Source organism: Cellulomonas biazotea, assembly GCF_004306155.1.
Lineage (GTDB): Bacteria > Actinomycetota > Actinomycetes > Actinomycetales > Cellulomonadaceae > Cellulomonas > Cellulomonas biazotea.
This window is the reverse complement of sequence record NZ_BIMR01000014.1, coordinates 1-23,407: the sequence shown is the minus strand read 5'-3', so window position 1 is coordinate 23,407 and position 23,407 is coordinate 1. Positions and strand designations below refer to the sequence as shown.

The window sequence follows — 23,407 nt, the reverse complement described above, 5'->3', positions numbered from 1 at the left end:
ACGTCGACCCGCCCGGCCGGTCGGCGCGCCGCCCGCATGCCGCGCATGGCCGTGCGGCTCGGCGTCCTGGGCGCGCTCGCGGGCGTCACGGTCGTCATCCCCACCGTCAGCCAGGGCGCCCTCGACGGCGTGGCGCTGCCGGGCATGGACGCGACGCTCGCCGAGGCCGCCCTGCCCGACACGGTGACCGCCCTGACGGCGACGTCCCTGTCGATCCTGCCGCCGTCCTCGCTCATCTCCGCCGACGGCGCGCTCGCCGCCCGGGCGGCCGGGGCGAGCGCCAGCCGGTCCGAGGAGCGCTCCGCGCTCGCGGGCTGCGACGGGTCCGCGCGTCCCGCGGGCGGCAACGGCCTGCTCAAGACCGACGACCTGTGCACGCTGTGGGACGCCCACACGCAGCTGCGCGCCGACGCCGCGGTCTCGCTCGCCGAGTTCAACCAGGCGTTCGTCGCCCGGTTCGGCGCCGACCTGTGCCTCAGCTCCGGCTACCGGTCGCTCGCGCAGCAGCGCGCGGTCAAGGCCCAGAAGGGCGGCCTGGCCGCCGCGCCCGGCAAGAGCAACCACGGCTGGGGCCTGGCGATCGACCTGTGCCAGAACCAGACGTCGGGCACCAAGTGGGCCTGGATCACGGAGAACGGGCCGGCCTTCGGCTGGGAGAACCCGGCGTGGGCGAAGCGGGGCGGAAGCGGCCCGTACGAGCCGTGGCACTGGGAGTACTCGAAGGGCGTCAAGGAGGACGGCGAGTACTACGACGGCTGACGCGCTCTGCGTCGGCTGCACCGTGACCGCCGACGCGGACGGCGTGGGCTGAACCGTCGAGGTCGTCGCCGGCGACCGGCGTGTGCGCCGTCCACGACGGGCTCGCGAGGAGTCCCGGGTGGCCGGGTCGAGGCCCGACCACCCAGGACCGGGGCTCAGCGGAGCTGCAGCCCCCACGCGACGTGGTGCCGCTCGCCCGGGGCCAGGCGCACGAGGTCCTCGCCCGTGCGGAACGCGTCGGCGACGCAGGTCATCGGCTCGGCGGCGACGCCGCGACGGTCGATGCGCGGGATCCCGTCGCCGGTGCACACCTGCCACGCCGCGAAGGACGCGTCGGCCCACATGGAGGTCGTGCGGCCGTCGGGGGCGGTGAGGCGGATCCAGGACAGGCCGTCGGCGTCGCGCGTCATGCCGAGCCACGCGTCGTCGAGCGCGACGCCGTCGAGCGACGTGGCGGTGCGCAGGTCGAAGACGCCCGCGACGGGCTCGGTGCCGGTCGGCAGCAGGCGGTCGTCGACCGTGACGTGCACGTCGGCGTCGACCTGCAGCGTGCAGGCGTCGACGGTGCCGTCGCCGGGCGAGAGCCACGGGTGGAAGCCGACGCCGTAGGGGGCGGGGGAGTCGTCGAGGTTCGTCGCGTCGACCTCGACGCGCAGGCCGTCGTCGTCGAGCGTGTAGGTGACGGCCAGGTGGACGGACCACGGGTAGCCGGGCGTGGGGACGATCGTGTGCTCGAGGACGACACGGTCGGCGGTGTGGGTGGTGGCGGTGAACGCGACGTAGGCGACGAGGCCGTGCAGCGCGGTGCGGCGGGCGTGCTCGGTGACGGGGACCTCGAGGTCGATGCCGTCGAAGGTGTACTCGCCGTCGGTGAGGCGGTTGGGCCAGGGGGCGAGGACGGCGCCGGAGAAGGCGGGGGCGGACTCGGTCTCCGCGAAGGGCAGGACGACGTCGCGCCCGGCGACGGTGTACTCGCGCAGGCTCGCGCCGACGGCGGCGACGACGGCGTGCTGGTCGCCGTGCGTGAGGACGTGCTGCGTGCCGGTCGGCAGGGCGCGGGCGGGGCGGCTCGGGGCGGTGCTCGTGTTCACGCTCACACGGTAGTGGTGGCGGTCGGCCGGGGTGCGGGACGGTCGGGCCGTGATCGTGTAACCTCCGACATACCGAACGGTCGGTTTATGCACGACGCGAGCACGGAGGTCCGATGCGCAGGTTCGAGGGCAGGGTCGCCCTGGTCACCGGGGCGAGCCGCGGCATCGGCCTCGCGGTCGCGCGGCGGCTCGTCGACGAGGGGGCGTCCGTCGTCGTCACCGGCCGCAAGCCCGACGCGCTGGACGCGGCCGTCGAGGGGCTCGGCGCCGAGCACGCCGTGGGCGTCGCCGGGAAGGTCGACGACGGCGAGCACCGCGCCACCGCGATCGCGACCGCCGTCGAGCGGTTCGGCCGGCTCGACCACCTGGTCAACAACGCCGGCATCAACCCCGTCTTCGGTCCCGTCCTCGGCATCGAGCGCGCCGCCGTCGACAAGATCCTCGCCGTCAACGTCGTCGCCGCCCTCGAGTGGACGCGCGACGCCGTCGCCGCCGGGCTCGGCACGCACGACGGCGCGTCGGTCGTCTGCACCGGGTCCGCCGCGGGCCTGACGTCCAGCCCGGGCATCGCGTTCTACGGCGTCTCCAAGGCCGCCCTGCTCAACCTCACCGCCCAGCTCGCCGTCGAGCTCGCGCCGCGCGTCCGCGTCAACGCCGTCGCCCCTGCGGTCGTCCGCACCGAGCTCGCGCGCCGCCTCTATGAGGGCGACGAGGCCGGCGTCGCCGCCCGCTACCCACTCGGCCGCCTCGGCGAGCCCGAGGACGTCGCCGGACCCGTCGCGTTCCTGCTCTCCGACGACGCCGCCTGGGTGACGGGGCAGACGCTCGTGCTCGACGGTGGCGTCAGCGTGCGCCCGTGGGGGGAAGGATGACCGCATGAAGCAGACCAGCGTGGCCGACGACGTCCTGCGGGCCGCACTCGGGCTGTTCGCGGCCCAGGGGTACGCGAACACCTCCGTGCAGCAGGTCGTCGAGGCGGCCGGCGTCACCAAGGGCGCCATGTACCACTACTTCCAGTCGAAGGACGACCTGCTCTTCGCGATCTACGACCGGATGCTGACCCTCCAGACGGACCACCTGGAGACGATCGTCGCGCGCGGCGAGCCGGTCGACGCGACGCTGCGGGCCGCGTGCGTCGACGTCATCGAGACGTCGATCGACTTCCTGCTGGAGGGCACGGTCTTCTTCCGCAGCGTGCACATGCTGAGCCAGCCCCGACAGCAGGAGGTCACGCGCCGCCGCCGCGCGTACCACGACACGTTCACCGCGCTCGTCGAGAAGGGGCAGGCCGAGGGCCTGTACCGCACCGACATCCCGCGCGGCGTGCTCGTCGCGCACTTCTTCGCGGACGTGCACTACCTGCCGACGTGGTTCTCCACCGACGGCCCGGAGACCAAGGAGCAGGTCGCCGCACAGCTCACCGAGCTGTTCCTCACGGGCGTCGCCGCCGCCCCGGGCAGGGGCTGACCGTGCGGGCGTGGCACGTGGAGCGGTACGGCGAGCCGGTCGACGTGCTGCGCCTCGTCACCGTCGACGACCCCGAGCCCGGGCCCGGGCAGGTCCTCGTGCGGGTCCGCGCCGTCGCCGTGAACTTCCCCGACGTGCTGCTCGCCCGCGGGCAGTACCAGGAGCGCCCGCCGCTGCCGTTCGTGCCGGGCATCGAGCTGTGCGGCGACGTGCTCGCCCTCGGGGAGGGCGTCGACCACGTCGCCGTCGGCGACCGCGTCGTCGGGTCGCGCATCGGCGTCCTCGCCGAGCGCGCCGTGCTCGCCGCCGACGAGGTGTGGCCCGCACCGCCCCGTCTGACGGACGAGGAGGCCGCCGCGTTCGTCATCGCCTACCAGACGGGCTGGTTCGCGCTGCACCGCCGGGCCGGCCTGCGCGCCGGGGAGACGGTGCTGGTCACCGCCGCGGCGGGCGGTGTCGGGACGGCGACCGTGCAGCTCGCGGCCGCCGCCGGTGCCCGCGTCGTCGGCGTCGTCGGGTCGGCCGCGAAGGTGGACGCCGCCCGTGCCGCCGGAGCGCACGTCGTCGTGGACCGCAGCACGCAGGACGTCGTCGCCGCGGTCCGCGAGGCCACCGGCGGGGCCGGTGCGGACGTCGTCGTCGACCCGGTCGGCGGGGAGGCGTTCGACGTCGCGACCCGCTGCGTCGCGTTCGAGGGCCGCATCGTGGTCGTCGGGTTCGCGGGCGGCACCATCCAGGACGCGCGCGCGGGGCACGCGCTCGTGAAGAACTACGGCGTCCTCGGTCTGCACTGGGCGCTGTACGCGCGGCGCCGCCCCGACCTCGTGCGGCTCGCGCACCGGGCCATCACCGACCTCGTCGAGAGCGGGGCGGTGCGGCCGCCCGTGAGCGACGTCGTCGCCTTCGAGGACGCGCCCGAGGCGATCGCACGGCTCGCGGCAGGCGGCACGACCGGACGGCTCGTGGTGCGCGTCGCGCCCTGAGGCACGTGGCACCACGGCGCGCCCCGCACCAGCACCGCACGACCTGGTTCGCACACACCTCGCACCGCACGGGAGGCCGTCGGTGCCCGACCGGGAGGACAGGACATGGCGCGGCTCGACGGGACGGTGGCGGTCGTCAGCGGGGGAGCGCGGGGCCTCGGCGCGGCGTACGTCCGCGCGCTGCACGCGGAAGGGGCCGCCGTCGTCGTGGGCGACGTGCTGGTCGAGGAGGCGCGCGCGCTGGCCGACGAGCTGGGCGAGCGGGCCCTCGCCGTCCCGCTCGACGTCACGTCCGAGGAGTCGTGGGCCGCGGCGGTCGAGGCCGCGGCCGCGCTCGGGGTCGTCGACGTGCTCGTCAACAACGCGGGCATCGCGAACGCCGGGCGGCTCGAGCGGTACGGCAAGGACCAGTGGGACGCGGTCATCGCGGTCAACCTCACGGGCACGTTCCTCGGGGTGCGGGCCGTGGTGCCGGGCATGCGGGCGGCGGGCCGCGGGTCGATCGTCAACATCTCGTCCGTCGAGGGCATGCGCGGCGACGCGGGGCTGCACGGGTACGTGGCGTCGAAGTTCGGCGTGCGCGGCCTGACGAAGTCGCTCGCCGTCGAGCTCGGGCCCGCCGGGATCCGGGTGAACTCGGTGCATCCCGGGTTCGTGCTCACGCCGATGACCGAGCGGCTCGACGTGTCGCGGCAGCGGATCCCGCTGGGGCGGCCGGCGACGCCCGACGACGTCGTGGGGGCCGTGGTGTTCCTCGCGTCGGACGAGTCGCGCTACGTCACGGGGACCGAGCTCGTCGTGGACGGCGGGATGATCGCGGGCGTACCGCACGCCTGACGGCCGGGCGCTCCAGGCCGGACGGTCACGGTTGGGCGTCGGTTCCCGTCGATCCGCTCCGAGACATACCGGCTGGTCGGTTTCTGTTGTACGGTCGGCGCATCGCGTCACGACGAGGTGCACGACGAGGTGCCGACTTGAGTCCAGCCAGCCCAGCCGCCCACGCCCCGGGACCCCGCACGGGGCAGCCCGCCGCCGGCCTCGCCGTCCGCGGCCTGACCGTCCGCTTCGGCGGCCTCACGGCCGTGGAGGACGTCGACCTCGACGTCGCGCCCGGCCAGGTCGTCGCGCTCATCGGCCCCAACGGCGCGGGTAAGACCACCGTCTTCAACGCGGTCTGCGGGCTGGTCCGGCCCACCGCCGGCACCGTCACGCTCGACGGCCGGCCGCTCGGGCCGACCGCCGGCCTCGTGCACCGGGGCGTCGCGCGCACGCTGCAGGGCCTCGGCACGTTCCCGGGGCTCACGGTGCTGGAGAACGTGGCCGTCGGCGTGCCCGGTCGCGTGCCCGGCCACGCCACCGGCCGCACGACCGGCCACGTCACCGGGCGCAAGGCCGGCCGCACGACCGGGCGCAGCACCGGGCAGGAGACAGGACGCCGCGACGACGCGCACGAGCGCGCGTGGGCCCAGCTCGTCGCCCTCGGCCTCGGCGGCCGCGCCGACCAGCCCGTCACCTCGCTGCCCTACGCCGAGCGCGCCACGGTCGCCCTCGCGCGGGCCCTCGTCGCCCGCCCTCGGCTCCTGCTGCTCGACGAGCCCGCCGGGGGCCTCGGGCACGACGACATCGCCGCGCTCGGCCGGGTCGTCCGGGACGTCGCCGCCGCCGGAACCGGGGTGCTGCTCGTCGAGCACCACGTCGACTTCGTCATGGGCGTGAGCGACCACGTCGTCGTGCTCGACTTCGGCCGTGTCATCGCCGCCGGGCCGCCCGAGCAGGTCCGGCGCGACCCGCACGTCGAGGAGGCCTACCTCGGCCTGCCCGCGACGCCGCGCGACGGGACGCCGCGGTGACCGCCGCGCTCGCCGTCGACGGGCTCACCGCGGGGTACGGCGGCGCCCCCGTGCTGCACGACGTCACCGTCGAGGTCGCCCCCGGCGCCCTCGTCGCGCTCGTCGGCGCCAACGGTGCGGGCAAGACCACCCTGCTGCGCGCGACGTCCGGGCTGCTCGCTCCCGCCGGCGGCGCCGTGCGGCTCGACGGCCAGGACCTGCGCGGCGTCGGCGTCGAGGACCGTGCCCGGCGTGGTCTCGCGCACGTGCCCGAGGGGCGCGGGGTCGTCGTCGAGCTCACCGTCGACGAGAACCTCCACCTCGGCGGGCTGTGGGCGCACCGCGGGACGGCCGCGCGCCGGGCGGCCGTCGAGGACGTGTACGCCCTGTTCCCGTCGCTCGACCGGCGGCGCGCCGCGCTCGGCCACCAGCTCTCGGGCGGCGAGCGGCAGATGCTCGCCATCGGGCGCGCGCTGGTCGCCGGGCCGCGCGTGCTGCTCCTCGACGAGCCCTCGCTGGGCCTCGCCCCGCAGGTCGTCGCGCAGATCATGGCCCTGCTGCGCGCACGCTGCGACGCGACGGGTCTCGCGGTGCTGCTCGCCGAGCAGAACGTCGCCGCCGCGCTGTCCGTCGCCGACCGCGGCGTCGTGCTCGACCTCGGCCGCGTCGTCGTGACGCGCCCCGCCACGGACCTCGCGCACGACGAGGCCCTCCGCCACGCCTACCTGGGGTTCTGAGTGGACCGCTTCCTGTTCCTCGTCGGCACCGGTGTCGCCCGCGGCACGGTCACCGCGCTGTTCGCGCTGTCGCTCGTCCTCATCTGGCGGGCCGCGCGGATCGTCAACTTCGCCGCCGGGGCGATGGCCGTCGTCACCGCGTACGTCGCGGTCGGCGTCGCGCACGCCACCGGCGGCTGGTGGTGGGGCGCGCTCGCGGGGGTCGTCGCCGGCGGGCTGCTCGGGTGGCTCGTCGAGCGGGGCGTCATGCGGTTCGCCACGACCCCGCTCGGCGGCGTCATCCTCGCGATCGGGCTCGTCATGGTGCTCCAGTCCGCGCTCGGGATCCTCGTCGGGCCGCAGTACGTGCCCGTCGCGCCGCCCGTGAGCGACCGGCCGTGGACCGTCGCGGGCGTGCCGCTCGGGTCGCCGTACGACGTCCTGACCGTCGCCGTCGCGCTCGGCCTCATGCTCGGCCTGCGCCTGCTGTTCACGCGCACCACGCTCGGCCTGCAGCTGCGGGCGTCGGCGTTCGCGCCCGAGGTGTCCCGGCTGCTCGGGGTGCGGGTCGCGCGCATGCGGACCGTCGCGTGGGTGCTCGCGTCGGCCGTCGCCGCGCTCGCGGCGCTGCTCCTGCTGCCGACCGAGCTCGGGCTCAACCCGCACGCGACCGACGTGCTGTTCGTGCTCGCCTTCACGGTCGCGGTCGTCGGCGGCCTCGACTCGCCGGGCGGGGCGCTCGTCGCCGGGCTCGGCGTCGGCGTCCTCATGAGCCTCGTCACGGGGTACCTGGGGGCGAGCGCCACGCCGATCGCGGTGCTCGCGCTGCTCGTCGTCGTCCTGCTGGTCCGCCCGCAGGGCCTCGTCGCCGGGGTCGAGGCGAGACGCGCATGAGCCGCCTGCTGCCCGCCCGCCCGGTCCCACGCACCCTCGTCGTCGCCCTGCTCGGCGCGCTCGCGGCCGTCGCCGGGACGTTCCTGCTCGACCCGTACCGGAACTACCAGCTCGCGCTCGTCGCGGCCTTCCTGTGCGCGACCGCGGGGCTCACCGTCCTCGTCGGCCTCAGCGGGCAGCTCTCGCTCGGCCACTCCGCGCTCATGGCCGCCGGGGGCTACGGCTACGCGCTGACGTCGAACGCGGTGCCGGACGCTCCGGCCGTCGTGCGGTTCGTCGTCGCACTCGTCGGCGCCGCCGTGCTGTCCGGGGCCGTCGGGCTGCTGCTGGGCCTCGCCGGCGCCCGCCTGCACGGCCCTTACCTCGCCGGACTCACCCTCACGCTCGTCGTCGCCCTGCCCGCGATCGCGACGACCGTCCCCGGGCTCGGCGGCGACCAGGGCGTGCGGGTGGGGCTCGAGCCCGTGCCCGACGCGCTCGACCGGCTCGTCGCGCTCGAGCAGTGGCAGGCGTGGGTCGCGATCCTCGTGACGTCGGCCGTGCTCGCCGCGCTGCATGTCGTCGTCCGCGGTCGCACCGGCCTGCGGTGGCGCGCGGTGCGCGACGACGAGACCGCGGCCGCGCTCGCCGGCGTCGCACCCGGGCGCCTCAAGGTGCTCGCGTTCGTCGTGAGCTCCGTCGCGGCCGGGCTCGGCGGGGCCGTCCTGTGCTTCGTCACGCAGTCCGTCACGCCCGGCGGATACGGGCTCGCGACATCCCTGCTGCTGCTCGTCGCGGTCGTCGTCGGCGGGCTCGGGTCGCTCGCCGGGGCGGCCGTCGGCGCCGCGCTCGTCGTCCTGCTGCCGTGGCTCGTCGGCACCCTCGTCGACGCCCTGCCCGTCCCGTCCGAGCTCGCGCAGCGCCTCGACGGCAACCTCGCGCTGCTTGTGTTCGGGCTCCTGCTCGTCGTCCTCATGGCCGCCGCGCCCACCGGCGTCGTCGGCGCCTGGCGGACCGCCCGCGCCCGACGGGCCGCGCGTCGTCGGGCCGGCCCCGGCGGCACCCACCCCTCAGCCCCCGGCCCGTCCGCGCCCGCACGCGAGGACGTCACCGCCGGGTCACCCCTGTCCGGAACCGAGAGCGAGGCCTGAGATGTCGATGCACCGCACGCGCCCGCGCACCCTCGCCGTCGTGAGCGCCGGTGCGCTCGCGGCGGCACTCGCGGGGTGCAGCACCCCCGCCGCCAGCAGCCCCGGCGTCACCGACGACACGATCGTCGTCGGCACCCACACCCCCCTGACCGGCCCGGCGGCCGCCGGGTACTCGTCGATCTCGAAGGCCGTCGCCGCCTACTTCGCGTACCTCAACGACCAGGGCGGGATCCACGGGCGCGACATCGAGTACGTCGTCAAGGACGACGGCTACAACCCTGCGACCACGCAGACCGTCGTGCGCGAGCTCGTGCAGGAGGACCAGGTGTTCGCCGTCCTCAACGGGCTCGGCACCCCGACGCACGGGTCGGTGCTCGACTACCTCAACGAGAACGAGGTGCCCGACCTCTTCCCGGCGTCCGGTGCTCTCCTCTGGGACGACCCCGAGGCGTACCCGTGGACGTTCGCGTACAACGTCGACTACACGACCGAGGCCAAGGCCCTCGCGCAGTACGCGCTCGACGAGGGCGGCGACGACGCGGTGTTCTGCGTGCTCGGCCAGGACGACGACTACGGCACCGACTTCGTCGCCGGGCTGGAGACCGTCCTCGGCGCCGACGGGCTCGCCGTCGCCGAGACGTACGCGGTGTCCGACCAGGACGTCACCGCGCAGATCGGGGCCATGCAGGCCGCGGGCTGCACCCACAACTTCCTCGCGACCGTCAACGGGTTCACCGCCCGGGCCGTCGGCACCGCCGCGAAGATGTCGTACCCCGCGCAGTGGCTCGCGTCGTCGTCCGGCGGCGACTACCCGACGCTCGTCGGCTACCTCGGCGCCGACGTCGCACCCGTGCTGCTGGAGGGGTTCGTCAGCGCGAACTACCTGCCGTTCAGCCCCGACAGCGAGTGGGTCGCGCTGTTCCAGCAGGTCAACGAGGAGTACAACGACGGCGAGCCGTTCACGGGGAACACCGTGTACGGGATGTCGGTCGCGTACACGTTCGCGCAGGCGCTCGCGGCCGCGGGGGAGAACCCGACGCGCGAGAGCCTCGTGGAGGCGCTCGAGAGCGGGGACGTCACGGGCAACGGGCTCATGCCGCTGGCGTTCTCCGCCGACAGCCACCGCTCGTTCGACGGCGTCGGCATCACGGTGGTCGCCGACGGGGTGCAGGACTACGTGGGCACCGCGTACACGACTGACTCGGGGGACGGGGCGGTCGAGCCGTACGACGGCGAGGCGCCCGCGCCGGAGGGTGGCGGCGTGCCGGCCACCTGACGTCGCGCGCAGGAGGGCGGGCGGACCCGACCGGTCCGCCCGCCCTCCCGTCGTCCTTGCCCGCGGCCGGACCCGGTGCCGCCGGACGCACCTGGGCCGGGTGTGGTGCGTGGCGTGGAAGGTGTGTCGCTCGGGACGCACCAGAGCTTCCGCGCGACGGCTCGGCCACGCGACGGCTCGGCCACGCGACCGGACGAGCGGCGGCCGCGTGGCTGGTCGCGCGCGGCTACGGCACGTCGACGGGTGAGGCGGCGTACAGCGCGACGAGCTCGCGCTTGAGGATCTTGCCGCTGCCGCCCGTCGGCAGGGCGTCCCGCACGTGCACGACGCGCGGGTACTTGTAGGCCGCGATCCGGTCGCGGACGTACGCGACGAGCTCGTCGGGGGTGGCGGACGCGCCCGGCTGCAGCACGACCGCCGCGTGCACCTCCTGACCGCGGACGTCGTCGGGGACGCCGAACACGGCGGCCTGCGCGACGGCGGGGTGCCGCACGAGCGTGCCCTCGACCTCGCTCGGGTACACGTTGTAGCCGCTGCGCACGATCATGTCCTTCGTCCGGTCGACGATCGTCACGACGTCGTCCTCGCCCTTGGTGCCGAGGTCGCCGGTGCGGAACCAGCCGTCGACGACGGCCGCGGCGGACGCGTCGGGGTTGCCGAGGTAGCCCTTGAACAGGTTGTGGCCGCGCACGACGACCTCGCCGAGCTCGCCCGGGCCGAGCAGCTCGATGCGGTCGGCGACCCACGGGTCGGCGATCTCGACGTCCACGCCCCACAGGGGCCGGCCGACGGTGCCGGGCCGCGGCCGCTCGCCGACGTAGTTGAACGACACGGTGGGGGCGGTCTCCGTGAGCCCGTACCCCTCGTGCACGGACGCGCCGAACGTCTGCTCGAAGGCCTCGAGCAGGGCGACGGGCAGTGCGGCGCCGCCGGAGACGGCGAACCGCAGCGGCGGCCGGGCGTCGGTCCGCGTCGCCGCCTGCACGAGGCCGACGTACATCGTCGGGACGGCCGTGAAGATCGTCGCGCCGTGCCGCGCCATCGCGGCGAGCGCCTCGTCGGGGTCGAACCGGGGGAGCAGCACGACGGCCGCGCCGCGCCGGAACGCGGTGTTGAGCACGGAGGACTGCCCGAAGGTGTGGAAGAACGGCAGGCCGCCGAAGATCACGTCGTCGGCCCGGATGTCGCACGTGTCGAGGAGCGTCACGTGCACCTGCTCGACGAGCGCGAGGTGGCTCGACACCGCCCCCTTGGGGCGGCCGGTGGTGCCGCTCGTGTAGAGGATCGTCGCCGGGTGCAGGGGGTTGACCGACGCGTAGGTCCGCAGCGGCGTCGCGACGGCGGCCTCGTCCTCCAGCCGCGGGGCGGGCACGTCGACGCCGTCGGGGACCAGGACGGTCACGGTCGGGACGCCCGCCGCGGCGGCCGCCGGCAGCGACTCGCCGAGCAGGGGCGCGGCGGCGACCAGCAGACGCGCTCCGCTGTCGCGCAGGACGAACTCGATCTCGCCCGCCTTGAACAGCAGGTGCACGGGCACGACGACCGCCCCGAGCGACAGCACCGCGTAGTACACGCGCGCGAAGTCGGGCACGTTCGGCACGTGCACCGCGACGCGGTCGCCCGGTCCGACGCCGCGGTCCCGCAGGGCGCCCGCGTAGGCGAGCGTCTGCTGCCACAGCGGGCCGTACTCGACGCTGCGGTCGCCGACGAGGAAGGCGGTGCGGTCGGGGTGGCGGCGGGCGGTCTCGGCGAGGATCGCGGCGACGGACAGCGTGCCGTAGCCCTCTCCGTCGAGGGCGGGGTCGGTCGTCATCGGTGGCTCCCTTCGGGTGGTGCGTCAGGGGTGCGTGGCGGGTGGAGACGTCATCGGGGACGGAGCTCGGCGCGGCCGAGCGACGCGAGGTGGACCTCGTCGGGCCCGTCGGCCAGGCGCAGGGCACGGGCGGCGGCGAACATCTCGGCGAGCGGCTGGTCGCCGGACAGGCCCGCCGCGCCGAACACCTGCATCGCGCGGTCGAGGACCTGCTGGACGGCCGACGGCACGGCGACCTTGATCGCCTGGATCTCCGTCATCGCGGCGCGGTTGCCGACGGTGTCCATGAGCCAGGCGGTCTTGAGGACCAGCAGCCGGAGCGCCTCGACGTCGATGCGGGCGCGCGCGACCCACTCGCGCACGACGCCGCGGTCGGCGAGCGGCCCAGCCGAGGTCGAGCGGGCGTTGGCGCGGTCCCGCACGAGGTCCAGCGCGCGCTCCGCCATCCCGAGCGACCGCATGCAGTGGTGGACCCGCCCCGGTCCCAGACGCGCCTGCGCGATCGCGAACCCGTCGCCCTCGCCGCCGAGCAGCGCGTCGGCCGGGACGCGCACGTCGTCGAGCTCGACCTCCGCGTGGCCGCCGTGGTCGCGGTCGTCGTAGCCGAGCACCGTGAGCGGCCGGACGACCCGCACGCCGGGCGCGTCGCGGGGGACGAGCACCATGCTCTGCTGGCGGTGCCGCGGCGCGTCGGGGTCGGTCTTGCCCATGACGACCAGGAGCGTCGCCTCCGGGTTCATCGCGCCCGTCGACCACCACTTGCGGCCGGACACGACCCAGTCGGTGCCGTCGCGGCGGATGCGCGTGCGGATCGTCGTGGCGTCGGACGACGCGACGTCCGGCTCGGTCATGCAGAACGCGGACCGGGTCTCGGCGCGCAGCAGCGGCTCGAGCCAGCGTTCCTGCTGGTCGGGCGTGCCGAACTCGGCGAGGAGCTCCATGTTGCCGGTGTCGGGTGCGGCGCAGTTCATCGCCGCCGGGGCCAGGCGCGGGCTGCGTCCGGTGAGCTCCGCGACGGGTGCGTACTGCAGCGTCGTGAGGCCGCCGCCGCGCGGGCCGGGCAGGAACAGGTTCCACAGCCCGCGTGCGCGGGCCTCGGCCTGGAGCTCGCGGACGACGGGACGGGTTCCCCAGCCGTCCGGGGTGGCGGCGACCTGTGCGGCGAGCACCGGCTCCGCAGGCAGGACGCGCTCGTCGAGGAAGTCCTGCGCGCGGGCCGTGACGTCCCGCGTGACGGCGTCGGGGGCGAAGTCCATCACCGCTCCCGGGTCCCGGCGGCGAGCCACGCGAGCCCTTCGTCCGCGAGCGGGCCGACCAGGTCGCCGATCCGGTCGAAGCCCTCGCCGACGGTCCCGCCCGCGCGGTACCGGAAGTGGACGCCCTCGAGGATCACGGCGAGCTTGTAGGCCGCGAACGCGCGGTGCCAGCCGAGGTCGGGCGGCGGTGCGCCGAGCCGCGCGGCGTAGGTCTCGACGAGCTCGGCGAAGTCCGGGTAGCCCGCAGCGGGGTCGACGGCGGTGACGCCCTGGTCGCCGCTCGCGACGCGCGCGAGCTCCCAGTACAGCCCGAGCATGCCGAGGTCGACGGCGGCGTCGCCGAGCGTCGCCATCTCCCAGTCGAGGACGGCGGTCACGTGCGGGACGCCGCCGGCGTCCTCGACCAGCGCGTTGTCGAGGCGGAAGTCGCCGTGCACGACCGCGGCGCGCCACGTCGCGGGGACGTCGACGCGCAGACGCTCCTGGAGGGTGTCGAGCGCGGGCACGTCGCGCGAGCGCGACCCGTCGAGCTGGACGCCCCAGCGCCGGACCTGCCGGTCGAGGAAGCCGTCGGGACGGCCCAGGTCGGCGAGGCCGACGGACGCCGGGTCGACGAGGTGCAGCTCGGCGAGCAGCCGGGCGAGCTCCAGGCTCACGGCACGCAGCCCGTCCGGGGTGTGGTGCGCGTTCTGCGCGGGCGTCGCGATCGCCTCGCCGGCGACGCGCGCCATGAGGAAGAACGGCGTGCCGGTCCCCGCGGCGGGGTCGTCGACGAGCGCGTACGTGGCCGGCACGGGCACGGCGGTCGGGCCGAGCGCGGTCAGCACGCGGTGCTCGCGCGCCATGTCGTGGGCGGTGGCCTGCACGTGGTGCAGGGGAGGGCGGCGCAGGACGAGCGGGACCGCCGCGCCGTCGACGCGGTACGTGAGGTTGCTGCGGCCGCCGGTGAGCAGCGTCGCGGTGAGCGGGTCGTCGCCGACGAGGTCGGGGCGGTGCGTGCGCAGCCACGCGTCGAGGCGGGCGACGTCGAGCCCGGGCAGCGTCTGGGGTGCCAATGGCGGCCTCCGGGTGTCGTTGCCGGGCGGCGGTGCCCGGCGGCGTGAGCAGCATACCGCGCGGTCGGTATGTACGGCAGCCCGCGGCTCGACCCGCGAACCGCTCCGGCCCTCAGGCGGTCAGGTCTCGCTCGATGGCCACGCGCAGGTGGTCGGGGATCGGTGCCGGTCGCCGCGTGTCGCGGTCGACGAACACGTGCACGAACCGGCCCGTCGCGAGCGGCTCGTCCGACCCGGGACGCAGGATGCCGAGCTCCCACGTGACGCTCGTCGTGCCCACGCGCCCCGCCCGCAGCCCGACCTCCAGCGGCTCGGGGAACGACGCCGACTCCCGGAACTCGCACGACGACGACGCGCACACCGCGATCCGGTCGCCCTCGACCAGGTCCAGGCCCGAGCGCAGCAGCCAGACGTTGATCGTCGTGTCCATCGCCTCGTAGTAGACGGCGTTGTTCATGTGGCCGTACATGTCGTTGTCGTTCCAGCGCGTCGGGAACGGCGCCCGGTGCCCGTAGGTCATGACGGCTCCTCGGTCGCCGACGTGGCGGGGCCGGCGGGCACGGGCGGTGCCGCCGGGTCGGCCGGCTCGGGGCGCAGGACGACGTCGAACGCCGCACGGGCGCGGCTCGCGCTCGGGGTGTCGCCCGAGATCAGGTCGGCGTACGTGAACGACTCCGAGATGCGGACCAGCACGAACGCCAGGTCGTTCGCGTCGATCGCGCGCCCGAAGGGGTGCTCGCCGAGCTCGGCCAGCACGAGCACGCGGACCGTCGCGACGTACCGGCGGTGGATCTCGCTCTCGTTGGTCGTGAGCAGCCGCAGGGCGCGCGCGGGCTCGCGCTGCAGGAACGACCGGAAGTAGGGGGCGCGGATGAGGTCGCCCGCGAAGCTCGTGAGGACGGCCGCGACGCGGTCGGGCCCGGACCGGTCGGCGGCGGCGTCCTCGGCCTGCTGGAGCGTCGGGACGGCGAGCGACCAGAGCACCTCGGACAGCAGCGCGTCGCGGTTGCCGACCCAGCGGAACAGCGACGTCCGGTCGATGCCGAGGCGGCCCGCGAGCCGGCCCATGTCGACGCGCTCGCCGGCGATGAACTGCTCGCGGGCGAGGCGGAAGGCGCGCAGGGCGTCGGGGTGCTCGCCGTCGGTCAGGCGCTCGGACAGCCAGGACGGGGCGGCGGTGGTCCCGACCGCCGCGAGCGACCCCGGTCGCGGCGCGTGGTGGGCGGTGTCGGTCGGTCGGGTCGTGCCGGCGGGGTGGGACGGGTCGTTCCGGTCGGGCATGCGGCCGACTCTAGACCTGGGCGCCTCCCGTGATGCAACATTCTCGAAGATGTTGCATCAGCCGGTCGACGACGATCAGGAGACGCACGATGACGACCACCGCCGCCCCCACCCTCGCGACGCTCGCCGCCGACTTCTACGGCTTCCAGGACGAGGCCCTCACCGCCGTCGAGCGCGACGCCGCCGCCCGCCTGCGCGCGTTCATGGAGACGGAGGTCCGTCCCATCGCGCTCGACTACTGGGACCGCGCCGAGTTCCCGCACCAGATCGTCCCCGGGCTCGCCGAGATCGGGATGTTCGGCGCGATGTGGCCCGAGACCGCCCGGTTCGAGAACTCCGCGGTCTGGCGCGGCTGGGCGGCGCTCGAGCTCGGCCGCGTGGACCCGTCGACCGCGACCTTCGTCGGCGTGCAGAGCGGGCTGTCCATGAGCTCGATCGCCATCGGCGGGTCACCCGAGCAGCGCGCGCAGTGGCTGCCGCCCATGGGCCGCGGCGAGGTCATCGGCGCGTTCGGCCTCACCGAGCCGCTGTCCGGGTCCGACGCGTCCAAGGGCCTGCGCACGACCGCCGAGCGGCGCGGCGACACGTGGGTGCTCAACGGTGCCAAGCGGTGGATCGGCAACGCCACGTTCGCCGACGTCGTGGTGATCTGGGCCCGCGACACGGCCGACGGCCAGGTCAAGGGCTTCCTCGTCCGGCGCGGCACGCCCGGCTTCACGACCAGCAAGATCGAGCGCAAGCAGGCCCTGCGCATCGTCCAGAACGCCGACATCGTGCTCGACGGCGTCGAGGTCGACGAGGCCGACCGGCTGCCGAACGTCCACTCGTTCCGCGAGGTCGCCGTCGTGCTGCGGCTCACCCGCGCCGAGGTCGCCTGGCAGGCCGTCGGCGTCGCCGTCGGCGCCTACGAGGCCACCGTCGCCTACGTCGCCCAGCGCGAGCAGTTCGGCCGCCCGCTCGCGTCCTTCCAGCTCGTCCAGGACCGGCTCGCGCAGTGCCTCGGCAACATCACCGCGTCCATCGCGCTGTGCCTGCAGGCGTCGCGCATGCAGGACGCCGGCCGGCTCGGCGACGAGCACGCCGCGCTCGCCAAGGGGTACGCGACGACCCGGATGCGGGAGACCGTCGCCTGGTGCCGCGAGCTGCTCGGCGGCAACGGGATCCAGCTCGACCACGGCGTCGCCAAGTTCTTCGCCGACGCCGAGGCCGTCTACTCGTTCGAGGGCACGCGGGACATGAACAACCTCATCGTCGGGCGGGCGATCACCGGGGTGTCGGCCTTCGTCTGAGCGCCCCCGGCTCCGCCCCGCCCGCCACCGCCACCGCTACCCGCCACCCGCCACCCAGGAGGTCCGCCGTGCCCGAGGCATTCGTCGTCGCCGCCGCCCGCTCACCCATCGGCCGTGCGTTCAAGGGGTCGCTGAGAGACGTCCGGGGAGACGACCTCGCCGCCCAGATGGTCCGCGCCGCACTCGCACAGGTCCCCACGCTCGACCCCGGCCGCGTCGAGGACCTGCTGCTCGGCTGCGGCATGCCCGGCGGCGAGCAGGGCATGAACATGGCGCGCGTCGTCGCCGTCCTGTCCGGCCTCGACGAGACCGCCGGCACCACGGTCAACCGGTACTGCGCGTCGAGCCTGCAGACGACCCGCATGGCGTTCCACGCGATCAAGGCGGGCGAGGGCGACGTGTTCGTGTCCGCCGGGGTCGAGTCCGTCAGTCGGTCCGCGCGCGGCTCGTCCGACCACATCCCCGGCGAGGACGTGACCAACCCGCGGTTCGCCGACGCCGTCGCCCGGACCGCGCGAGCGGCCGCCGGGGGCGTCGACTGGCACGACCCGCGCGAGGACGGCCAGCTCCCCGACGTCTACGCCGCGATGGGCCAGACCGCGGAGAACGTCGCCGGGCTCACCGGCACGGGCCGGTTCGAGCAGGACGAGTACGCCGCGCTGTCGCAGAACCGTGCCGAGGCCGCGATCGCCTCCGGGTTCTGGGGGCGCGACATCACGCCCGTGACGCTGCCCGACGGGACGGTCGTCGCCGCCGACGACGGGCCGCGCGCGGGCGTCACCGTCGAGGCGCTCGCGGGCCTGTCGCCGGTGTTCCGTCCCGACGGCACCGTCACGGCGGGCAACTGCTGCCCGCTCAACGACGGCGCGGCCGCGCTCGTGGTCGTCAGCGACCGGGTCGTCGAGCAGCTCGGCCTGACGCCGCTCGCCCGGATCGTCTCCACCGGGGTGAGCGCCCTGTCGCCCGAGATCATGGGCCTCGGACCCGTCGAGGCCAGCCGGCGCGCGCTCGCGTCCGCGGGACTCACGGTCGACCAGCTCGACCTCGTCGAGCTCAACGAGGCGTTCGCCGCGCAGGTGCTGCCGTCCGCGAAGGCCATCGGCGTCGACCTGGACCGGCTCAACGTGCACGGCGGGGCGATCGCCGTCGGCCACCCGTTCGGCATGACCGGGGCGCGGATCACGACGACCCTCGTCCACGGGCTCGCGGAGACCGGCGGGCGGTACGGGCTGGAGACCATGTGCGTCGGGGGCGGGCAGGGGATGGCGATGGTGGTCGAGCGGGTGGCCTGACCGCGCGGGTGGTCTGACCTGCGTGCCGGCGCCCGGGGACTCGGCGACGACGCCCGGGGCGCCCCCGGTCGCCCGCGTCGTCGCGTGTCCTGCGACGGCAGGTGGTCAGGCCGGGAAGAACAGCGCGATCGCCGACGCGACCAGCGCGGGCCGCTCCGCACCCTCGATCTCGACGACGACCTCGCTGCCGACGCGCACCCCGCGCGACGTCGGCTCGGCGGACGTGATCGTCGTCGTGGCCCGCACACGGGCCCCGGCCGTCACGGGCTGCAGGAAGCGCACCGAGTCCAGCCCGTAGTTGACGACCATCGACGACGCGCCGACGTCGAGCAGCCCTTCGGTCAGGGCGGGCAGCAGCGCGAGCGTCAGGTACCCGTGCGCGACGGTCGCGCCGAACGGCCCGGCGGCCGCGCGGACGGGGTCGACGTGGATCCACTGGTGGTCGTCGGTCGCGTCGGCGAACAGGTCGATGCGGCGCTGGTCCACGGTCCGCCACGCGCCCGTCGCGGTGCGGCCGACGACGGACGGCAGGTCGGCGGGGGAGTCGACGGTGATCGTCATCCGCGCGGCCCTCCTGCGACGTAGAGCACCTGGCCGGACACGAACGACGCCTCCTCGGAGGCGAAGAACGACACGGCCGCGGCGATGTCGTCGGGCTGCCCGACGCGTCGCACCGGCACGGCCTTCGCCTCGGCGGCGAGCAGCTCCTCGAACGGGACGCCGACCCGCTCGGCGACGGCTCGCGTCATCTCGGTCTCGATGAAGCCGGGTGCGACGGCGTTGACGGTGACCCCGAACGGGCCGAGCTCGATCGCGAGCGTCTTGGTGAAGCCCTGCATGCCGGCCTTCGCGGCGGCGTAGTTCGCCTGGCCCCGGTTGCCCAGCGCGGACGTGCTCGACAGGTTGACGACCCGCCCCCAGCGGGCCTCGACCTGGTGGGCCTGCACCGCGCGGCTCATGAGGAACGCGCCGCGCAGGTGCACGCGCAGGACGTCGTCGAAGTCGGCGGTCGTCATCCGGAACAGCAGGTTGTCCCGCAGGATCCCGGCGTTGTTGACGAGCACCGTGGGCGGCCCGAGGGTCTGTGCGACGTGCGCGACCGCGGTGGTGACGGCGTCCTCGTCGGCGACGTCCGCCCCGACGGAGACTGCGTCGCCGCCGTCCTCCCGGATGGCGGCAGCCGTGCCCTCGGCGGCCTCCTCGGACAGGTCGAGCACCGCGACCCGGTACCCGTCGCGGGCGAGGCGTCGGGCGGTCGCGGCGCCGATGCCGCGCGCGGCGCCCGTCACGAGCGCGGTCCTGGTGTCGGTCACGGGGTGGTCCTCTCGTCGAACGTGATGAGCTGGCGGAGCTCGCCACCGGCCGCGAGCCGGTCCATGGCGAGGTCGAGGTCGGTGAGGGCGATGCGGGACGACACGAGCGCCTCGAGCGGCAGCCGTCCCGCGCGCCACAGGTCCACGTAGCGCGGGATGTCCCGCTCGGGGACCGCGGAGCCGAGGTAGGAGCCGACGACGGTGCGGGCCTCGGCCGTCAGCGTGAGCGGGCTGACCGATGCGCGGGCCGCGGGCGCGGGCAGGCCGACGGTGACGGTCGTCCCGCCCGGTGCGGTCGCGGCGAGCGCGGTCTCGAACGCGCGGGCCGACCCGGCGGCCTCGACGACGACGGGTGCGAGCACGCCCGTCGCGCCGAGGTCGTCGGGCTCCACGGCGACGCTCGCGCCGAGCCGTCGGGCGGCCGCGAGCTTGTCGGGCCGGGTGTCGATCCCGACGACCTCGTGCCCGAGCGCGACCGCGACGAGCAGCGCGGCCATCCCGACGCCGCCGAGCCCCACGACGGCCACGGTGTCGCCTGTGCGGGGGCGTCCGGCGTTGACGACCGCGCCGCCGCCGGTGAGGACCGCGCAGCCGAGCAGTGCCGCGACGTCGGGCGGGACGTCGTGGTCGACTCGCACGACCGACGTCCGGCTGACGACGGCGTGCGTCGCGAACGCGGAGACGCCGAGGTGGTGGTGCACGTCCTGGCCGTCGCGGTGCAGGCGCGTGCCGCCGCCGACGAGCGCACCCTGCGTGTTGGCGGCGCTACCGACCCGGCAGGGCAGGCGGCCGTCGGTCGCGCACTCGGGGCAGGTGCCGCAGCGGGGGAGGAAGGTGAGGACGACGCGGTCGCCGACGCGGAGGTCGTCCGGGCTGCCGTGCACGGCTTCGCCGGGGGTCTCGCCGAGCGCCTCGACGACGCCCGCCGCCTCGTGGCCGAGCAGCATCGGGGTGGGGCGCACGCGGTTGCCGTCGACGACGGACAGGTCGGAGTGGCAGACCCCGGCCGCCTCGATCCGCACGAGCACCTCGCCGGCCCGCGGCTCGTCGAGGTCGAGCGGGCCGACCGTGAACGGGCGGGACGTCGCGAACGGCGCGGGGCTGCCGGTGCGCTCGAGCACGGCACCCGTGATCCGCACGTGCCACCTCCGCCTCGCCCTCGAGAAACCGACCGGCCGGTATGTCGAGCATGCTAGCCGATGCGCCGCCCGGTGGACACGCCTCGGGTGGCCTCGTTCGAAGCGTGGCCGAGGCACGGCCGCCGCGCGCGCCCACCGCGGTGTTCGCCGGCCGTTCGCACCCGCGCCACCTCGGCCTCTAGCCGGGGCGTCCCCCGGCCGTGATGCTGGGTCCACCACCGGCGACACAGGGGAGCTCTCGGCATGGGATACGTCACCAGCAACGACGGCACGCAGATCTTCTACAAGGACTGGGGCTCGGGGCAGCCCATCGTCTTCAGCCACGGCTGGCCGCTCTCGGCCGACGACTGGGACGCCCAGCTCCTGTTCTTCCTGAACCACGGGTACCGCGTGGTCGCGCACGACCGCCGCGGCCACGGCCGCTCCGAGCAGGTCGCCGACGGCCACGACATGGACCACTACGCCGACGACCTGGCCGCCGTCGTCACCCACCTCGACCTGCACGACGCGGTCCACGTCGGCCACTCCACGGGCGGCGGCGAGGTCGTCCACTACCTCGCCCGGCACGGCGAGGACCGGGCGGCCAAGGCCGCCATCATCAGCGCCGTCCCGCCGCTCATGGTGCAGACCGACGCCAACCCCGGCGGCCTGCCCAAGGCGGTGTTCGACGGCCTGCAGGCCGCCGTCGCCGCGAACCGCTCCGAGTTCTACCGCGCCCTGCCGTCCGAGCAGTTCTACGGCTTCAACCGCCCCGGCGTGGAGCCGTCCGAGGCGATCATCGCCAACTGGTGGCGCCAGGGGATGATGGGCGGCGCGAAGGCGCACTACGACGGCATCGTCGCGTTCTCCCAGACGGACTTCACCGAGGACCTCAAGAAGATCACCGTCCCCGTCCTCGTCCTGCACGGCGACGACGACCAGGTCGTCCCTCTCGACGACTCCGCGCCCCTGTCCGCGGCGCTGCTGCAGAACAGCACGCTCAAGATCTACCCCGGGTTCCCGCACGGCATGCCGACCACGCAGGCCGAGACGATCAACGCGGACCTGCTGGAGTTCATCCGCTCCTGACGCCGAGTGCCACCCTTGGCCCGACGCGTCGCCACGCACGGGCCGGGGGCTGGCGGCGGAGGTGTCCGTCCACTCGTCGACGTCGGCGACCACCGCGGCCGAGACGTGCGAGACGGCCGGGACCGACACCCGCAGGACGTCGGTCGTCCGCCGGGACGTCTGTCCTGTGGACGACGGGCGACGTCGCCCGGCCCCATCCTCTAGCGTCGCCCCTCGCCAGAACAGGACGAATCGGGCAGGGGGTGCCAGGTGGACGGTGTCGTCATCCTGGAGCGCGAGGTGCGTGAGCTCGTGCGTCGCCGGGGCATCGACCCGGTGCGAGACCGCGCGGGAATCGTCGCGCTCGTCACCGACGCGATCTCCGACTACGACGACCGGTCCGTGCGCGGGGCCGTCCCACCGCTCGTCGACGCGGCGGCCGCGCACAAGGCCGTCGTCGACGCGGTCGCGGGCCTCGGGCCGCTGCAGAAGTACCTCGACGACCCCGAGGTCGAGGAGATCTGGATCAACTCCCCGACGCAGGTGTTCGTCGCCCGTCGCGGCGAGCCCGAGCTCACCACGACCATCCTCACGGACGGCCAGGTCCGCGACCTCGTCGAGCAGATGCTCAAGGTCAGCGGGCGTCGCCTCGACCTGTCCAGCCCGTTCGTCGACGCCTCGCTGCCCGGCGGTGAGCGCCTCCACGCCGTCATCCCCGACGTCACGCGACGGCACTGGGCCGTCAACATCCGCAAGTACGTCGTGCGCGCCCACCACCTCGACGACCTCGTCGGCCTCGGCTCGCTGACCCCGCACGCAGCCGCGTTCCTCCACGCCGCCGTCCGCGCCGGCCTCAACGTGCTCGTCTCGGGCTCCACACAGGCCGGCAAGACGACGATGCTCAACGCGCTCGCCGGGGCCATCCCCGCCCGCGAGCGGGTCGTCACGTGCGAGGAGGTCTTCGAGCTGCGCCTCGCCGCCCGCGACTGGGTCGCCCTGCAGTGCCGGCAGCCGAGCCTCGAGGGCACCGGTGAGATCCCGTTGCGCCGGCTCGTCAAGGAGGCACTGCGCATGCGGCCGAGCCGTCTCGTCGTCGGCGAGGTGCGCGAGGCCGAGGCGCTGGACCTGCTCATCGCCCTCAACGCCGGCGTCCCTGCGATGTGCACGATCCACGCGAACTCCGCCCGCGAGGCCCTGACCAAGCTGTGCACCCTGCCGCTGCTCGCGGGCGACAACGTGTCCGACCGGTTCGTCGTGCCGACCGTCGCCTCCGCCGTCGACCTCGTCGTGCACCTCGACCTCGAGGCGTCCGGCCGACGGCGTCTGCGCGAGGTCGTCGCCGTCCCCGGCCGCGTCGAGCAGGGTGTCGTGGAGACGGCCGACATCTTCACGACCCGCGGGGGCCAGCTCGTGCGCGCCGACGGCTTCCCGCCGCACCCCGAGCGGTTCGCGCGCCTCGGCGTGGACCTGGCGGCATTGCTGCGCGGGCGGGCCTGAACCGACCGGCTCGGCCGACGTCGACACATCGACCGTCAGGACGCCCGGACCTCCCGACGCCCGGACCTTCCGGCGCCCGGTCCTCGCGTCGCCCGGACCTCCCGACGCCCGGACCTCCCGACCGTCGGACCTCCCGACGCTCCGATGCGTGCGGGCTTCGTGCTGCCTCAGCAGTCGGTGGGCTGGGGGATGTCGGTGCAGAGGTCGTCGACGAGTCGGGCGCGGCGTTCTTCGATGGTGAAGGGGGTGCTGGTGGTGGTGGTCTGGGCGGTGCCGGGGA

Annotated in this window: 23 protein-coding genes; 14 read left to right on the top strand and 9 right to left on the bottom strand. The window is 75.0% G+C overall.

From position 1 onward, the window contains the following. Nucleotides 1-759 (top strand): M15 family metallopeptidase (locus CBZ_RS01295; RefSeq protein WP_130779816.1); only part of this gene is annotated, 759 nt, incomplete at its 5' end. Nucleotides 760-914: 155 nt separating this feature from the next. On the opposite strand, the gene CBZ_RS01290 is transcribed toward CBZ_RS01295, so the two are convergent. Beyond that, nucleotides 915-1,850: an aldose 1-epimerase family protein gene (locus CBZ_RS01290; RefSeq protein ID WP_130779815.1), complete on the bottom strand. Its 936-nt coding sequence runs from the start codon at nucleotides 1,848-1,850 to the stop codon at nucleotides 915-917. A 113-nt stretch (nucleotides 1,851-1,963) separates the two neighbouring features. Between CBZ_RS01290 and CBZ_RS01285 the strand changes: the two genes are divergently transcribed. The 9 genes from CBZ_RS01285 to CBZ_RS01245 all read left to right on the top strand — a co-directional run bounded on the left by CBZ_RS01285 (nucleotide 1,964) and on the right by CBZ_RS01245 (nucleotide 10,145). Further along, nucleotides 1,964-2,722: an SDR family oxidoreductase gene (locus CBZ_RS01285; RefSeq protein ID WP_130779814.1), complete on the top strand. Its 759-nt coding sequence runs from the start codon at nucleotides 1,964-1,966 to the stop codon at nucleotides 2,720-2,722. A gap of 4 nt (nucleotides 2,723-2,726) precedes the next feature. After that, a complete protein-coding gene (locus tag CBZ_RS01280) occupies nucleotides 2,727-3,317 on the top strand; it encodes a TetR/AcrR family transcriptional regulator (RefSeq protein WP_130779813.1) in 591 nt (196 codons plus the stop codon). A 2-nt stretch (nucleotides 3,318-3,319) separates the two neighbouring features. Continuing rightward, nucleotides 3,320-4,300, top strand: coding sequence for an NADPH:quinone oxidoreductase family protein (locus CBZ_RS01275; protein WP_130779812.1), 981 nt, complete (start codon nucleotides 3,320-3,322; stop codon nucleotides 4,298-4,300). A gap of 105 nt (nucleotides 4,301-4,405) precedes the next feature. Then, nucleotides 4,406-5,137: an SDR family NAD(P)-dependent oxidoreductase gene (locus CBZ_RS01270; RefSeq protein WP_130779811.1), complete on the top strand. Its 732-nt coding sequence runs from the start codon at nucleotides 4,406-4,408 to the stop codon at nucleotides 5,135-5,137. A gap of 137 nt (nucleotides 5,138-5,274) precedes the next feature. Then, nucleotides 5,275-6,150 (top strand): ABC transporter ATP-binding protein, encoded by an 876-nt coding sequence (locus CBZ_RS01265; protein ID WP_130779810.1) that lies wholly within the window; start codon nucleotides 5,275-5,277, stop codon nucleotides 6,148-6,150. After that, nucleotides 6,147-6,866: an ABC transporter ATP-binding protein gene (locus tag CBZ_RS01260; RefSeq protein WP_130779809.1), complete on the top strand. Its 720-nt coding sequence runs from the start codon at nucleotides 6,147-6,149 to the stop codon at nucleotides 6,864-6,866. Before CBZ_RS01265 ends, CBZ_RS01260 begins: the two co-directional genes overlap by 4 nt. Next, entirely contained in the window at nucleotides 6,867-7,739 is an 873-nt protein-coding gene (locus tag CBZ_RS01255; RefSeq protein WP_130779808.1) for a branched-chain amino acid ABC transporter permease, read from the top strand. Then, nucleotides 7,736-8,869 (top strand): branched-chain amino acid ABC transporter permease, encoded by a 1,134-nt coding sequence (locus CBZ_RS01250; RefSeq protein WP_130779807.1) that lies wholly within the window; start codon nucleotides 7,736-7,738, stop codon nucleotides 8,867-8,869. The genes CBZ_RS01255 and CBZ_RS01250 overlap by 4 nt, the downstream gene beginning before the upstream one ends. 7 nt (nucleotides 8,870-8,876) lie before the next feature. Beyond that, nucleotides 8,877-10,145 carry an ABC transporter substrate-binding protein gene (locus CBZ_RS01245; RefSeq protein WP_246012952.1) on the top strand — a complete coding sequence of 423 codons (1,269 nt, stop codon included), beginning with the start codon at nucleotides 8,877-8,879 and terminating at the stop codon, nucleotides 10,143-10,145. Nucleotides 10,146-10,371: 226 nt separating this feature from the next. On the opposite strand, the gene CBZ_RS01240 is transcribed toward CBZ_RS01245, so the two are convergent. The 5 genes from CBZ_RS01240 to CBZ_RS01220 all read right to left on the bottom strand — a co-directional run bounded on the left by CBZ_RS01240 (nucleotide 10,372) and on the right by CBZ_RS01220 (nucleotide 15,550). Further along, nucleotides 10,372-11,958 (bottom strand): long-chain-fatty-acid--CoA ligase, encoded by a 1,587-nt coding sequence (locus tag CBZ_RS01240; protein ID WP_130779805.1) that lies wholly within the window; start codon nucleotides 11,956-11,958, stop codon nucleotides 10,372-10,374. A gap of 50 nt (nucleotides 11,959-12,008) precedes the next feature. Next, nucleotides 12,009-13,214 carry an acyl-CoA dehydrogenase family protein gene (locus CBZ_RS01235; RefSeq protein ID WP_130779804.1) on the bottom strand — a complete coding sequence of 402 codons (1,206 nt, stop codon included), beginning with the start codon at nucleotides 13,212-13,214 and terminating at the stop codon, nucleotides 12,009-12,011. Next, nucleotides 13,214-14,269 (bottom strand): phosphotransferase family protein, encoded by a 1,056-nt coding sequence (locus tag CBZ_RS01230; RefSeq protein ID WP_130779803.1) that lies wholly within the window; start codon nucleotides 14,267-14,269, stop codon nucleotides 13,214-13,216. Before CBZ_RS01230 ends, CBZ_RS01235 begins: the two co-directional genes overlap by 1 nt. Nucleotides 14,270-14,381: 112 nt before the next feature. Beyond that, a complete protein-coding gene (locus CBZ_RS01225; RefSeq protein WP_130779802.1) occupies nucleotides 14,382-14,789 on the bottom strand; it encodes an acyl-CoA thioesterase in 408 nt (135 codons plus the stop codon). Next, entirely contained in the window at nucleotides 14,786-15,550 is a 765-nt protein-coding gene (locus CBZ_RS01220) for a QsdR family transcriptional regulator (protein WP_246012950.1), read from the bottom strand. The genes CBZ_RS01225 and CBZ_RS01220 overlap by 4 nt, the downstream gene beginning before the upstream one ends. An 89-nt stretch (nucleotides 15,551-15,639) precedes the next feature. Between CBZ_RS01220 and CBZ_RS01215 the strand changes: the two genes are divergently transcribed. Together CBZ_RS01215 and CBZ_RS01210 are read left to right on the top strand one after the other, a co-directional pair. Further along, nucleotides 15,640-16,839: an acyl-CoA dehydrogenase family protein gene (locus CBZ_RS01215; RefSeq protein WP_130779801.1), complete on the top strand. Its 1,200-nt coding sequence runs from the start codon at nucleotides 15,640-15,642 to the stop codon at nucleotides 16,837-16,839. Between the two features lie 68 nt (nucleotides 16,840-16,907). Further along, entirely contained in the window at nucleotides 16,908-18,131 is a 1,224-nt protein-coding gene (locus tag CBZ_RS01210) for an acetyl-CoA C-acetyltransferase (protein ID WP_130779800.1), read from the top strand. Nucleotides 18,132-18,236: 105 nt separating this feature from the next. On the opposite strand, the gene CBZ_RS01205 is transcribed toward CBZ_RS01210, so the two are convergent. Genes CBZ_RS01205 through CBZ_RS01195 form a run of 3 tightly spaced genes read right to left on the bottom strand, consistent with a single transcriptional unit; the run spans nucleotide 18,237 to nucleotide 20,583 of the window. Beyond that, a complete protein-coding gene (locus CBZ_RS01205) occupies nucleotides 18,237-18,692 on the bottom strand; it encodes a MaoC family dehydratase (protein ID WP_130779799.1) in 456 nt (151 codons plus the stop codon). Continuing rightward, nucleotides 18,689-19,444, bottom strand: coding sequence for a 3-oxoacyl-ACP reductase FabG (gene fabG / locus CBZ_RS01200; RefSeq protein ID WP_130779798.1), 756 nt, complete (start codon nucleotides 19,442-19,444; stop codon nucleotides 18,689-18,691). The genes CBZ_RS01205 and fabG overlap by 4 nt, the downstream gene beginning before the upstream one ends. Further along, nucleotides 19,441-20,583 carry a zinc-binding dehydrogenase gene (locus CBZ_RS01195; protein WP_130779797.1) on the bottom strand — a complete coding sequence of 381 codons (1,143 nt, stop codon included), beginning with the start codon at nucleotides 20,581-20,583 and terminating at the stop codon, nucleotides 19,441-19,443. The genes fabG and CBZ_RS01195 overlap by 4 nt, the downstream gene beginning before the upstream one ends. 243 nt (nucleotides 20,584-20,826) lie before the next feature. Between CBZ_RS01195 and CBZ_RS01190 the strand changes: the two genes are divergently transcribed. Next, nucleotides 20,827-21,651, top strand: coding sequence for an alpha/beta fold hydrolase (locus CBZ_RS01190; RefSeq protein ID WP_130779796.1), 825 nt, complete (start codon nucleotides 20,827-20,829; stop codon nucleotides 21,649-21,651). Nucleotides 21,652-21,900: 249 nt separating this feature from the next. Next, entirely contained in the window at nucleotides 21,901-23,127 is a 1,227-nt protein-coding gene (locus tag CBZ_RS01185) for a TadA family conjugal transfer-associated ATPase (RefSeq protein WP_130779795.1), read from the top strand. Nucleotides 23,128-23,407: the final 280 nt, after the last annotated feature.